Annotated in this window: 14 protein-coding genes; 8 read left to right on the forward strand and 6 right to left on the reverse strand. The window is 73.6% G+C overall.

The features are described 5' to 3' along the window. Window positions 1–138: 138 nt before the first annotated feature. From ABD223_RS07005 to ABD223_RS07020, 4 genes are read right to left on the reverse strand one after another with little or no spacing between them, the layout of a single operon-like run. Window positions 139–846: a hypothetical protein gene (locus ABD223_RS07005; RefSeq protein ID WP_344035089.1), complete on the reverse strand. Its 708-nt coding sequence runs from the start codon at window positions 844–846 to the stop codon at window positions 139–141. A 55-nt stretch (window positions 847–901) separates the two neighbouring features. After that, window positions 902–1,912 (reverse strand): aminotransferase class V-fold PLP-dependent enzyme, encoded by a 1,011-nt coding sequence (locus ABD223_RS07010; RefSeq protein WP_344035090.1) that lies wholly within the window; start codon window positions 1,910–1,912, stop codon window positions 902–904. Window positions 1,913–1,919: 7 nt separating this feature from the next. Further along, window positions 1,920–2,393, reverse strand: a complete 474-nt coding sequence (locus ABD223_RS07015) for a DUF4442 domain-containing protein (RefSeq protein WP_344035091.1) — start codon at window positions 2,391–2,393, stop codon at window positions 1,920–1,922. 26 nt (window positions 2,394–2,419) lie between these two features. Then, on the reverse strand, window positions 2,420–3,196 hold the full coding sequence (locus ABD223_RS07020; protein ID WP_344035092.1) for an SDR family NAD(P)-dependent oxidoreductase: 777 nt from the start codon (window positions 3,194–3,196) through the stop codon (window positions 2,420–2,422). Window positions 3,197–3,257: 61 nt separating this feature from the next. On the opposite strand from ABD223_RS07020, the gene ABD223_RS07025 reads away from it, so the two are divergent. Further along, window positions 3,258–3,665, forward strand: coding sequence for a YjbQ family protein (locus ABD223_RS07025; protein WP_344035093.1), 408 nt, complete (start codon window positions 3,258–3,260; stop codon window positions 3,663–3,665). On the opposite strand, the gene ABD223_RS07030 is transcribed toward ABD223_RS07025, so the two are convergent. Beyond that, on the reverse strand, window positions 3,561–4,643 hold the full coding sequence (locus ABD223_RS07030) for an ABC transporter permease (RefSeq protein ID WP_344035094.1): 1,083 nt from the start codon (window positions 4,641–4,643) through the stop codon (window positions 3,561–3,563). The genes ABD223_RS07025 and ABD223_RS07030 overlap by 105 nt on opposite strands. 259 nt (window positions 4,644–4,902) lie before the next feature. Here ABD223_RS07030 and ABD223_RS07035 point away from each other — a divergent pair, with 259 nt between their 5' ends. The 3 genes from ABD223_RS07035 to ABD223_RS07045 are packed head-to-tail and all read left to right on the forward strand — an operon-like array spanning window position 4,903 to window position 7,417. After that, entirely contained in the window at window positions 4,903–6,048 is a 1,146-nt protein-coding gene (locus ABD223_RS07035; RefSeq protein ID WP_344035095.1) for a DUF8017 domain-containing protein, read from the forward strand. Continuing rightward, on the forward strand, window positions 6,045–6,737 hold the full coding sequence (locus ABD223_RS07040) for a DUF8017 domain-containing protein (protein WP_344035096.1): 693 nt from the start codon (window positions 6,045–6,047) through the stop codon (window positions 6,735–6,737). The genes ABD223_RS07035 and ABD223_RS07040 overlap by 4 nt, the downstream gene beginning before the upstream one ends. Beyond that, the gene (locus ABD223_RS07045; protein ID WP_344035097.1) at window positions 6,734–7,417 is read left to right on the forward strand and encodes an HAD family hydrolase; all 684 of its coding nucleotides are present in this window, start codon (window positions 6,734–6,736) and stop codon (window positions 7,415–7,417) included. Before ABD223_RS07040 ends, ABD223_RS07045 begins: the two co-directional genes overlap by 4 nt. Window positions 7,418–7,452: 35 nt before the next feature. On the opposite strand, the gene ABD223_RS07050 is transcribed toward ABD223_RS07045, so the two are convergent. Further along, window positions 7,453–9,201, reverse strand: a complete 1,749-nt coding sequence (locus ABD223_RS07050; protein WP_344035098.1) for a proline--tRNA ligase — start codon at window positions 9,199–9,201, stop codon at window positions 7,453–7,455. A gap of 128 nt (window positions 9,202–9,329) precedes the next feature. Here ABD223_RS07050 and ABD223_RS07055 point away from each other — a divergent pair, with 128 nt between their 5' ends. From ABD223_RS07055 to ABD223_RS07070, 4 genes are all read left to right on the forward strand, one after another. Beyond that, window positions 9,330–9,680, forward strand: a complete 351-nt coding sequence (locus tag ABD223_RS07055) for a VOC family protein (protein WP_344035099.1) — start codon at window positions 9,330–9,332, stop codon at window positions 9,678–9,680. 81 nt (window positions 9,681–9,761) lie between these two features. Beyond that, window positions 9,762–10,574, forward strand: a complete 813-nt coding sequence (locus ABD223_RS07060; RefSeq protein ID WP_344035100.1) for an endonuclease/exonuclease/phosphatase family protein — start codon at window positions 9,762–9,764, stop codon at window positions 10,572–10,574. An 11-nt stretch (window positions 10,575–10,585) separates the two neighbouring features. Next, entirely contained in the window at window positions 10,586–11,323 is a 738-nt protein-coding gene (gene yaaA / locus ABD223_RS07065) for a peroxide stress protein YaaA (RefSeq protein WP_344035101.1), read from the forward strand. Window positions 11,324–11,682: 359 nt separating this feature from the next. Further along, on the forward strand, window positions 11,683–12,183 hold the full coding sequence (locus ABD223_RS07070; protein ID WP_344035102.1) for a hypothetical protein: 501 nt from the start codon (window positions 11,683–11,685) through the stop codon (window positions 12,181–12,183). Window positions 12,184–12,241 lie beyond the last annotated feature (58 nt).

A 12,241-nucleotide genomic window follows, 5' to 3' on the forward strand; every position in this document is an offset into this window, starting at 1 on the left:
CACACATCAACTCCTTGGCTCACAGAACGACATGGCTACGATCCGACTTCCTGAACGCTCAACTCGGGGGTCCTGGGCGTTGAACTCAAGGGGCCTGGACGTACGACACGCGAGACCTGGAGGTACGACTCGCGCGGGTCAGGAGAGGTCCGCGGTCAGGCGCAGGGCGTCGAAGCTGATCTTCTTCATCAGGTGGTTGTGCTCGGCCTCGTTGGGGCCGTGCTTCGCGGTGTCCGACTCGATGATGACCACTTCGCGGTCGCGCTGGTCGGAGGCGTAGCCGCCGTTGCCCAGGGTGGTCATGCCGGGCACCTGGACCGCGCCGTCCTTGATCAGGTCGTTCACGTTGCCGGTGCCGTTGCGGTTGGTCAGGTCCTTGAGTTCGGCGGCGTCCTCCGCCGTCTTCATGCGGACCACTGACACGGACGTGTAAACGGTCACCCCGTCGGGGGTGGTGGTCGTGTACAGGCCGCGAGTCAGCTGCTGGCACGGCGTGTTCGTCAGGAACGTCCTGGTGTCCCCGTACGCGTGGGACGCGCAGTCGCTGTCCCGCAGCGGCTCCGGCACCTGGGGTGACTTCGTGAAGGCGAACTGGCCGGCGGGCGTCGACGTCGTGGTCGGCGTCGTCGTGGTCTCCCCGTCCGGCCTCACCAACAGCCACACCAGGCCCGACAGCACCGCCACGCCGAGCAGCCCCACCCCCTTGAGCACGAGGCCGCGCCGACTGCGGTTCGGCGGGGGTGGCGGGGGCGGAGCGGTGCTCATCAGGGAGTCCAGCTGCCCGATCTCGGCGCGCCACAGCGGCGCGGTGTCCGAGGGCCGGATCGGCTGGATCCGCTGCGTCACCTCTTCAGGTGATTCGGGAGGAACCGACACAAAGACCCACGGTAACGGAAGCCGCTCAGCGCAGCGCTTCGAGCACCAGTTCGACGTCGGCCGCCGCGTTGTACAGGTGGAACGCCAGCCGGATCCGTCCCGCCCGCACGCCGGACCGCACGCCCGCCGCCGCCAGCCGGTCCACCGCCGCGGCGGGCAGGTCCAGCGACACGATCGCGCTCCCGCGCGCCGGCAGGCCCAGCCCGACCAGCAGGGAGTCGGCCAGCCCGACGGCGTGGTCGCGCACGGCGGCCAGGTCCAGCGACGCCAGGTACGGCAGCGACACCGCCGCCCCGACCTGCGACAGCCACACCGGCGACAGGTCGAGCCGGCGCGCGTCCGGCGCGAGCCGCAGCGGCAGCCCGTAGACCGTGTTCCACGGCTCGTCACCGGCGTACCAGTTCGCCGCCGCCGGCACGGTCCGCTCCAGCGCGCCCGGCGAGCACGCCAGCCACGCGCACCCGCGCGGCGACATCAGGAACTTGTAGCCGACGCCCACCACCCAGTCCGCCCACCCGAGGTCCAGCGGCAGCCACCCGACGGCCTGCGAGGCGTCCAGCAGCACCGGCGCCCCGGCCGCGCGCAGCCCCTCCAGGTCGACGAGCCGCCCGTCCGCCGACTGCGCCACGCTCACCGCGACCAGGTCGTGCCCGCCGGCGGCGGCCGGCACCTCCTCCAGGTCCACCTCCACCACCCGCAGCCCCCGGGCCGCGAACGGGAAGGTCAGGCTGGTGAACTCGCCGCGCGCCACCAGCACCGACGAGCCCTCGGGCAGGGACGCCGCGACCAGCGACACCAGCTGCGACGCCGAGGCGCCCGCGGCCACGCGCTCCGCGGGCACGCCGACCAGCCGGCCGAACGCCTCCCGCGCCACCGCGACCGACGCGTCCGTGGCGCCGGGCCCGTCCTGCCCGCTCGCCCACCGCGCCGCGGCGGCGGTCACGGCTTCGGCGGTCGGCGTGGGCGGCACGCCGGTGCTCGCGGTGTTCAGGTAGCCGGAGGGGACGTCGAAGGTCGTGCCGAACGCTGAGCGCATGGGGTCATCACACCGCCCGCAGCGCCCCGCCGTCCAAGGACTTCTTGCGCCGGGCGTAGACCTGCTTGCGGGTGCGGGCGACCACCTCGCCGGTCGCGTCCACCACGTCGGCGGTGAACCACACCAGCGCCTTGCCGCCGTCCGCCGCCAGCGACCTGACCTCGTCCACCTGCTCCCCGGTCAGCCGGAACTCCGCGTGCACGGTGCCGCGCCCGGGTTTGACGAACTCGATCTCGCCGGCCTTGTCCCACACGACGTGGTCGCGCCTCAGGTGGTGCAGCAGCAGGAGCATCCAGAACGGGTCGGTCATCGCGAACAGCGAACCGCCGAAGTGGGTGCCCACGTAGTTGCGGTTCCACGGCCGCAGCCGCAGCCGCACCTTCGCGTAGCGGTAGTCGTCGGACAGCTCGACCACGCGGATGCCCGCGAACAGGAACGGCGGCCACAGGTTCATGCCGAGGCGGAGACGCGATGCCTTCATGCGCGAGATGTTACCCATGGGTAATTTCAGTGCAGGGTGATGACGTTCCGGTTCACCCTCGCCGCCGCGTCCGAGCACAGGAACGCGATCACGCCCGCCGGGTCCTCGGGCTGCGACACGTCGTGCGCGGCGCGCACCGCGTCGTTCACCCAACCGGTGTCGACGACCCCCGGCTTGACCACGTTCGCCGTGACGCCGTGCGGCCACAGCTCGTGCGCCGCCGCCAGGGTGTAGTTGTCCATCGCCGCCTTGGCCGCGCCGTAGGACACCTCGCTGGGGAACCCCAGCGGCCCGCCCGAGGTCAGCCCGACGATGCGCCCCCAGTTGCCGCCGCGCGCGATGTGCCGCCGGGCGAACTCGGCGATCATCAGCGCGCTCGCCCGCGCGTCGACGGCGAACTGCGCGTCGAACGTCTGGGCCGTCACGCCGCGCAGCACCCGGCCGAACCGGTCGGCCTCGGTCGCCAGGAACGTGTCCTGCACCCAGGAGGAGGCGTTGTTGACCAGGACGTCCACCGGCCCGAAGACCCGCTCGGCGGTGTCGAACAGCCGCGCGGGCGTGCCGACGTCCGCCAGGTCGGCCTCCACGGCGTGCGCCCGGCCACCCGCCTCGGTGATCGCGGCCACGACCTCCTCCGCGCCGGACTCGCGCGCGGTGAAGTAGGCGTTCGGCAGGCTCGGGTCCGGCGCGGGCACGAACCTCAGGTAGGTGACGAGGACCTGGACGCCCCGGGCCGCCAGCGCCTTAGCGGTCGCGGCGCCGATGCCCTGGTTGCCCCCGGTGACGATGGCGGTGTGGATCACGGGGGCATCGTGCCGGATCACCGCGCGCGGACGCACCGCCTTTAACGGCAGAATGCGCGTCGTGCGCAGCGAAGAGATCCAGATCCGCACCGGCTCCGAAGAGGTCGTCCTCGACCTGACCCGCCACTGCGAGGAGTTCCTCACCGACGTGGACGGCGACGGCCTGCTGCACGTGTGGGTGCCGCACGCCACGGCCGGCATCGCGGTGCTGGAGACCGGCGCGGGCAGCGACGACGACCTGCTGGCCGCGCTGAAGGACCTCCTGCCGGCGGACAACCGCTGGCGGCACCGCCACGGGACGCCCGGCCACGGCCGCGACCACGTGCTGCCCGCGCTGGTGCCGCCGCACGCGACGATCCCGGTGCTAGGCGGTGTGCTCGCGCTGGGCACCTGGCAGTCGGTCTGCCTCGTCGACACCAACGTCGACAACCCGGTCCGGAAGGTCAGGCTGAGCTTCCTCGCCGGCTAGCCGCCCGGCGCCCCCTCCGGCAGACCGCTCACCGGCACGCCGGCCGGAGGGCTGCTCATTGGCGGACCGCTCGCCGGTAAGCCGCTCGCCGGCGGACCGCTCACCGGCGGACCGGCGGGAGGGCCACAGCAGCGCCACCAGCCCGACCGCGGCCAACGCGGCTGGCACCCACAGCCCCGCGGCGGCCGGCTCACCGCCGTGGAGCAGCGCGCGCAGCCCCTCGGTGCTGAACCTGAACGGCGTCCACGACCACAGCAGCGCCCGGTAGGCGGGGTCGAGCAGCTCGGGCGCCTGACCCGCGACCGAGGGCGCCACCAGGTACAGCGGCCCGAGCACGGCCATCGCCCGCAGCCCGAACAGCCGCAGCAGCGCGCCCTGGACCAGGGCGAACGCCGTGCCGACCAGCGCCAGGTAGCCGAGCACGCGCCACCCCAGCGGCAGGGACGGGTCCCACAGCGTGAACAGGCCCGCCACCACGCCGACGCCCAACGCGGTCGCCGCGACGACACCCACCAGTCGGCTCGTCACGTCCGGTCGGCGCACGAGCCGCGTGAACGCCGCCCCGGCGACCAGCCCGCCGATCCACAGCAGCGCGCTCGCCGCCAACGGCGCGGTACGCCCGGCCGCCGACGCCGGGTCGAGCACCACCACCCTCGCCGGGAGGCCGGCGCCCTGCGCGACACCGCCCAGCACCTGCTGCGCGACCTGCGTGCCGGACGGGTTCACCGCGCCGGACAGCACGACGGTCGCGCCGCCGGGCACGAGTTCGAGCACGCCGTAGACCTCCTGGCGGGACAGCAGGTCACGAGTCCGGTCGGGCGTGGTGACCCGCCACGAGACCTCCTCCGACCCGGTGGCGGCCAACTGGTCGGCGATCCCGCGCAACTGCGGCGGCGCGTCGACCCCGACCGCGACCGCGAGCGGCACCCCGTCCGGGTGCGCGGTCGCCTGAACGCCGAAGGTCAGCAGACCGAGCACGAAAGCGACGATCGCCCCGATGACAGATGTTGTCATCGCGATGACAACCGGTGATCGAGGACTGACAGATTTTGTCATCCCGATGACAGCGGGTGGTTGGTTGTTGGGGTTGTTCGCGTTGCTTGAGGCGGCCATGACCCCTCCCCCTTGTTCATCATGTGTTGAATTTGAGGCTACGACGTGGCGGGCGCGGAAGTCAACGCGTGATGAATTGGCCGGGGCCACTCGATCGGCGCATACGGCGAGGTACGGTTTGCCGGTGACTCACCCAGGTGATGGGCAGACCGGCTGGGGCGGCCGGCCCAACCAGGACCAGCCCAACCAGGGCGGCTGGGGCCCGCAGGGAGCCGAAGGCCAACCGCAGCCGGGACTCGGCGGACCCGAGCAGGGCTACGGCCAACCCGGCTATGGCCAGGCCGGTTACGGCCAACCCGGTCATGGCGGGTCGGGGCAGGGCTACGGCCAACCCGACCCCGGGCAGCAGGGATACGGGCAGCCGGGCTATGGCCAGCAGGGCTATGGCCAGCCTGGGTACGGCGGGCCCGAGCAGGGACACCAGGGACAACCCGGCTACGGCGGCCAGGGCTACGGGCAGCAGAACTACGGCGGGTCCTACGGCGGCCTCGGCGTGTTCTCCGGCGGCGAGGAGCCGCCCGGGAACGACAAGACCAAGCTCTGGCTGGTCATCGGCGCGGTCGTGGTGCTGCTCGTCGCCGGCGGCGTCACCGCGTTCCTGGTGACGAGGGAGGACGACCCGGCGCCGATCGCCCAGAGCACGGGCAACCCGCCGCCCACCACGTCGAGCAGCCGCAGGCCGACGACCACGTCCACTCCCGAGCCGACCGGTGAGAACGCGAGCTGCGAACCCGTCAAGTCGGGCTGGAACTGCCTGCCGGTCCCCGCGCTGTCCTACAGCTACGACGTGCCCAAGGGCTGGTCGCCCAGGTCCGGGAGCGCGACGGTCGAGGGCATGGTCGACGTGCGGTTGACCGGCCTGTCCCTCGTCGACGCCTACGACTGCGGCGACGGCGGCTTCACCCGCGGCGGCGCGGGTGGGGTGGTCGTGCCGCAGACCGACCTGACCGCGGCGGCCAAGGACTTCGCACAGAAGCTCGGCACCCAGTTCTACCGCTCGGCGCCGCAGTCCGAGGTGAAGCTCGGCGAGCCCAAGGCCGTCAAGCTGGGCGACATCGAGGGCGTCCAGGTCGACGCCACCATCACCACCTCCGGCGACGAGTGCCTGGCCACCAAGGGCATGGTCAAGGTCCTGGCCCTCAAGGGCGACCGCGGCTACCACGTGTTCTTCGCCAACGGCGACCTGGAGGGCGGGCCCGCCCAGCCGAAGCCGGTCGCGGAGGCCGACCTCCAGGCCATGGTCGACTCCGTGCGGCCGCTGGGTCGATGAGCTACTCCGGGCTGGGCGTCTACCAGCAGCAACCACCGCCGCGGCGGCCGAACCGGGCGCCGCTGTGGATCGCGCTCGCCGTCGTCGGCGTGCTCGTGGTCGGCGGCGCGACGGCGTTCGCGCTGCTCGGCGACGAGGACGGGCGGGCCACGCCGACCTCGTCGACCTCGTCGAGCGCGCCCGAGCCGGGCTGGGCGGTGGTGGAGGACGACCAGGCCGGTGTGCGCTACGAGCTGCCGCCCTCCTGGGAGCGCGGCGGCAAGGGCTCGGTGGGTCGGCTGCGGGTGACCGAGTCCCACGTGTCCCGGCCGTTCGAGTGCCAGGGGCGGAACATGATCCAGGCCCAGGCGGTGTCCGGTTCGGTCGCGGGCGAGCCCGAGGAGGTCGCCGCCGAGGTGGTGACCGGGCTGGCCGGGAACGGCTACACGGTCAACGGCACGCCGCCGGAGGTGGGCGAGCCGCGCGTCGAGACCTCGTCGGACGACCGGGTCGTGCTCAGCGTCGAGGTGACGCCGAAGGCCGCCAACGCCTGCTACGCGCCGAAGGCGACGATCACCGCGGTGGCGCTGCGCGACGGCTCCAGGACGGCCGTCTTCGCCGTCAACGTCGCGCAGGGCGGCCCGCACGTCGCGCAGGGCCCGTCAGAGGACGACGTGCGGCGCATCCTGGGGAGCGTGCGGCTGCCGTGAACACGCTGGTGCTGTGGGACATCGACCGCACGCTGGTCGACGCCGGCCGGATCGGGGTCGACTGGTACCGGGCGGCGCTGCGCGCGGCGGCCGGGTTGGACCTGGTGCGCACGCCGTCGTTCGGCGGTCGCACGGAGCGCTGGATCACCCTGGAGCTGCTGGGCCTGCACGACCTCGCGCCCACCGAGGAGCTGGTGGCGCGGGTGCACGTCGAGCTGGTCGCCGCCGCCACCCGGGAGCACGCGCTGCTGCCCGACCGCGGCCGGGCCCTGCCGGGCGCGCGGGCCGCGGTGGAGGCGCTGGCGCGGCGGGACGACGTGGTGCAGTCCCTGGTGACCGGGAACCTGCCCGAGATCGCCCGGTTCAAGCTCGCCGCGTTCGGCCTGGACGCGCACCTGGACTTCGAGGTCGGCGGCTACGGGCAGCTGTCCGAGCACCGGCCCGAGCTGGTGCGGGAGGCGGTGCGGCTGGCGACGGCCAAGCACGCCCGCGAGTTCCGCGCCGTGGTCGTCGGCGACACCCCGCACGACGTGGAGGCCGCGCTGCGCCACGACGCCGTCGCGGTCGGCGTGGCGACGGGTCGCAGCAGCGCCGAGGAGCTGCGGGAGGCCGGCGCGCACACCGTGCTCGCCGACCTGTCCGACACGGCGGCCGTGCTGGCCGCCGTGCTCGACACCTGATCGAGTTCGCCCTCGGGGGTGAGACGTCGCGCCGATCAGCCGCGCACGAGCTCCACGAGGTGCCGCACCACGTCGTCGACCGGGACCTCGACCCGCTCGCCCGAGCGGCGGTCCTTGACCTCGACCACGCCGTTGGCCAGGCCGCGGCCGACCACCACGATGGTCGGCGTGCCCACCAGCTCGGCGTCGGCGAACTTGACGCCGGGGCTCGCCTTGCGGTCGTCCAGCAGCACGTCCACGCCTGCCGCGGACAGCTCGCCGGCCAGCTTCTCGCCGCCCGCGAGCAGCGCCTCGTCCTTGCCCGCCACGACCAGGTGCACGTCGAACGGCGCGACGTTGCGGGGCCAGATCAGGCCCCGGTCGTCGTGGCTCTGCTCGGCGATCACCGCGACCAGGCGGGACACGCCGATGCCGTAGGAGCCCATGGTGATCCGGACGGGCTTGCCGTCCGGGCCCAGGGCGTCCAGCCCGAACGCGTCGGAGTACTTGCGGCCCAGCTGGAAGATGTGCCCGATCTCGATGCCGCGCGCGGCGACCAGCACGCCCTCGCCGTCCGGCGACGGGTCGCCCTCGCGGACGTCGGCCACGTCGATCACGCCGTCGGGGGTGAAGTCGCGGCCGACGACCAGGTCCACCACGTGGTGGTCGGCCTTGTCCGCGCCGGTCACCCACGCCGTGCCGCGCACCACGCGCGGGTCCACCAGGTACCGCACGCCGTTGGCCTGGAGCGCGCCCGGACCGATGTAGCCCTTGACCAGGAACGGGTTGCGGGCGAAGTCGGCCTCCTCCAGCATCGCCACCTCGGCGGGCGCGACGGCGGCCTCCAGGCGCTTGAGGTCGACCTCGCGGTCGCCCGGCACGCCGACGGCCAGCAGCGCCCACTCGCCCGCCCCCGGCACCTGGGTCTTGACCAGGACGTTCTTCAGGGTGTCGGCGGCGGTGAAGGTGCGGCCGAGGTCGGCCGCGTTGAGGAAGTCGACCAGCGTCGCGATGGTGGGCGTGTTCGGCGTGTGGTGCACCTGCGCCGCGGGCTTGTCCTCGACCGGCTGCTCCGCGGGCGCGGGCGTGGTGACCGCCTCGACGTTGGCCGCGTAGTCGGACTCCGTGCTGCGCACGAAGGTGTCCTCGCCGGTCTCCGCGACGGCCAGGAACTCCTCCGACGCCGACCCGCCCATCGCGCCGGACGTGGCGGAGACGATCACGTACTCCAGGCCCAGCCGGTCGAAGACGCGGATGTAGGCCTCGCGGTGCAGCCGGTAGGACTCGGCCAGGCCCTCGTCGGCGAGGTCGAAGGAGTAGGAGTCCTTCATGACGAACTCGCGGCCGCGGAGGATGCCCGCGCGGGGGCGCGCCTCGTCCCGGTACTTGGTCTGGATCTGGTACAGCGTGACCGGGTAGTCCTTGTAGGAGGAGTACTCGCCCTTCACGGTGAGCGCGAACAGCTCCTCGTGGGTGGGGCCGAGCAGGTAGTCGGCGCCCTTGCGGTCCTTGAGGCGGAACAGGTTGGGGCCGTACTCGGTCCACCTGTTCGTGGCCTCGTAGGGCTCCTTCGGCAGCAGCGCGGGGAACTGGATCTCCTGCGCGCCGATGGCGTCCATCTCCTCGCGCACGACCCGCTCGACGTTGCGCAGCACCCGCAGGCCCAGCGGCAGCCACGAGTACCCGCCCGGCGCGACTCGGCGCACGTAGCCGGCGCGGACCAGCAGCTTGTGGCTGGGTACCTCGGCGTCGGCCGGGTCCTCGCGCAGGGTGCGCAGGAACAGCGACGACATCCTGGTGATCACGGTGGGTGCTCCTCGTGGCGCGGGTTTGGCGGCAAGGGTAGTGAACGCGGCCCGGTCCGCGCTCCCGGGTTGCGCGGGGGGCGTCGGTGACCACGGGCGTTGTCGGTGCCCGGGGCTACCGTCCGCGCATGACCATCGAGATCGGCATGATCACCTTCGACACGGCGGACCCGGCTCCGCTGGTGGGCTTCTGGACCGAGGCGCTGGGCACGACCGTGCTGGAGGACCACGGCGACTTCGTCATCCTCGCCCCGGCCACCGAGGGCGGCGTGCACCTGGCGTTCCAGCGGGTCGACGACCCCACGCCGGGCAAGAACCGGGTGCACTTCGACGCGCACGTGACCGACCTGGACGCCGAGGTGGGGCGCCTGGTGGCGCTGGGCGCGGCGGAGGTGGAGCGGCACTCGCACGAGGGCCTGACGTGGCAGGTGCTGGCCGACCCGGACGGCAACCGGTTCTGCCTCGCCCGGTCCGGCTGACCCGCTCGCGTCGCGTGGTGGCGGGAACTCCGCCACCATGCGGTGCAGGCGATCGAGGGACGGAGCGCGGACTTGAGGGTGATGACCTGGAACCTGTGGGGGCGCTTCGGCCCGTGGCGGGAGCGCGAGGCCGCCATCATCGACACGCTGCGGGTGGTGGACCCGGACGTCCTGGCGATCCAGGAGGTGTGGGCGACCGGTGACGGCGCGTCGCAGCTCCGGGTCGTCGCGGACGCGCTCGGGATGCACAGCGCGGGCTGGACCCAGCCGCTCGGCGACACGGGGCTCGAACAGGGCAACGCGGTGCTGAGCCGGTGGCCCATCAGCCGGTGGCGGGCCCTCACCCTCAACGCCGACCCGCTCGACCCGCGCGCGGCGGTGGTGGCGGACGTCGAGACGCCGTGGGGTTCGGCGCCGGTCGTCAGCACGCACCTGTCGTGGCGGCCGGAGGAGGGCGGGACGCGCCTGCGGCAGGTGCGCCTGATCAGGGAGCACCTGTGGACCCGGGAGCCGGGCGCGCTGCCACCGATCGTCATGGGCGACCTGAACGCCGAGCCGACCTCGGACGAGCTGCGCGCGTTCACCGGGCTGCGGGCCGACGAGCCGCCGGGGCCGGTGTTCGTCGACTGCTGGGAGCAGGTCCGCAGCGGCCAGCCCGGGTACACGTGGGACCACGCCAACCCCTACGCCGCGTGCACGCCGTGGCCGCGCCGCAGGCTCGACTACGTGCTCATCGGGCTGCCCGACCTGGGGCTCGTGCGGGAGAAGCGGATGGGGTGGTTCGAGGTGGACAGCTGCGAGCTGGCCGGGGTGTCGGCGGTGCGCGGCACGGTGCCGTCCGACCACTACGCCGTGGTGACCCGGCTGAGGGTGCTGCCCGACCGACCGCACTAGGCTTGCCCGTCGTGCTCGTACTGCTGCCACCGTCGGAGACCAAGGCCGAGGGCGGTTCCGGCGCGCCGCTCGACCTCGACCTGCTGTCGCACCCGGAGCTGAACCCCGTGCGCGGCGGGCTCGTCGACGCGCTGGTCGCCCTCGCCGCCGACGTCCCCGCGAGCCTGGTGGCGCTCGGGCTGTCCGAGCGCCAGTCCGGCGAGGTGGCGCGCAACGCCGAGTTGCGGCGCTCCCCCACGCTGCCCGCGCTCGCCCGGTACACCGGGGTGCTCTACGACGCGCTGGCGCTGACGTCGTTCACGAAGGCGGAGCGGGACCGCGCGCACCGCCGGCTGGCCGTCGCGTCGGCGCTGTTCGGCCTGCTGGGCGGCGGTGACCCGGTCCCGGCGTACCGGCTGTCAGGCGGCAGCGCGCTGCCGGCCGTCGGTCCGCTGGCCGCGCTGTGGCGGCCGGCGCTGGAGCCGGTGCTGACCGGGTCCGACGACTTCGTGGTGGACCTGCGGTCCAGCCCTTACAACTCGCTCGCGCGGGTGCCGGGCGCGGTGGTGGTGCGCGTGGTGACCGAGGACGCGAAGGGGCGGCGGAACGCGGTCAGCCACTTCAACAAGGCCCACAAGGGGCGGCTCGCCCACGCGCTGGTGAAGTCGCGGGCCGAGCCGGGCGACCTCAGGGGGTTGGTGCGGGTCGCGACCAAGGCGGGGTTCCGGCTGGAACCGACCGGGGTCCGCGCGGCCGACCTGGTGGTCTAGCGGCGGCGGTGCCGGCAGGGGTGGTCCGGCGGCGGTGCCAGGCCGGTGTGGTCCAGCGGCGGCAACGCCCGGCCGGCGCGGTCCGGCAACCGGTCGGCTGGACCGAGCGCGCGCCCCGCCGGGGTGCGCCGCGCAGTTCCGGCCGCGCCTCGGCGACGTGCGGCTCACCGCGCGCCCTCGGCACGTCGCGCACCGCTGCGGGTTCGGCACGGCGGCGTTGTCGCGTCACCACTTCACCGCCTCGGTGGGGGTTCCGCCCAAGGACTGCCGGCGGTCCTGCGCGCACCGGTGAGCCGCCAAATGCGTGACGGACCGCAACTACGTCTCACCTCGCGTGACGACGGTGCCAGAATGGCCGCGTGAGCCCCGACACACCGGCCGACGTGGTCACACCGGCGCAGCTCGACGACCACACGCGAGACCTGGAGGCAGGCGCGCTCGACGCCCCGGAGGCGTTGAAGCGGGTCTGGTCGGGGTTGTGCCTGGCCCGGTCGCTCGGCCTCCGGCTGGCGCAGGCGGACGGGACGTGGCGCAGGAGGCAGGGCAACGCCGAGTCCGTGGAGCACCAGCTCGCCCACGACCTCGGGACGACCGCGACGTTCGCGGACACCGCGCTGCGCCTGCCCAGCGACGACGCGCCGCCGCCGCTGGCCGGTGACGAGGTCGACGGCGCGGTGGACGCGCTGGTGCGGTTCAGCGCCGCGGCCCGCCGCCGGATGCTCGCCACCGCGCCGCTGGCGACCCAGTGGCACGACGAGCGCGTGCTGCGGCACGGCTCCAAGGTGATCGGCGAGCTGGCCGAGGCGTGGTTGGGCAACCGCGGCGGCTACCGCGTCGTCCGGCGCGTCGAACCGCGGTAGAAAACCGGTTGCGCCCGCGCCGAGCGGCCGGGCACCCTGTGCGAGAACGCGTGAAGCG

This window comes from Saccharothrix xinjiangensis (assembly GCF_039527585.1).
In the GTDB taxonomy this organism is placed as follows: Bacteria; Actinomycetota; Actinomycetes; order Mycobacteriales; family Pseudonocardiaceae; genus Actinosynnema; species Actinosynnema xinjiangensis.

Excerpts from the sequence above, each read along its gene's own strand:
- ABD223_RS07010 (WP_344035090.1), bottom strand. The coding sequence starts at position 1,912 with ATGCGCTCAGCGTTCGGCACGACCTTCGACGTCCCCTCCGGCTACCTG.
- ABD223_RS07055 (WP_344035099.1), top strand. The coding sequence starts at position 9,330 with ATGACCATCGAGATCGGCATGATCACCTTCGACACGGCGGACCCGGCT.
- ABD223_RS07060 (WP_344035100.1), top strand. The coding sequence starts at position 9,762 with ATGACCTGGAACCTGTGGGGGCGCTTCGGCCCGTGGCGGGAGCGCGAG.
- ABD223_RS07015 (WP_344035091.1), bottom strand. The coding sequence starts at position 2,393 with ATGAAGGCATCGCGTCTCCGCCTCGGCATGAACCTGTGGCCGCCGTTC.
- ABD223_RS07040 (WP_344035096.1), top strand. The coding sequence starts at position 6,045 with ATGAGCTACTCCGGGCTGGGCGTCTACCAGCAGCAACCACCGCCGCGG.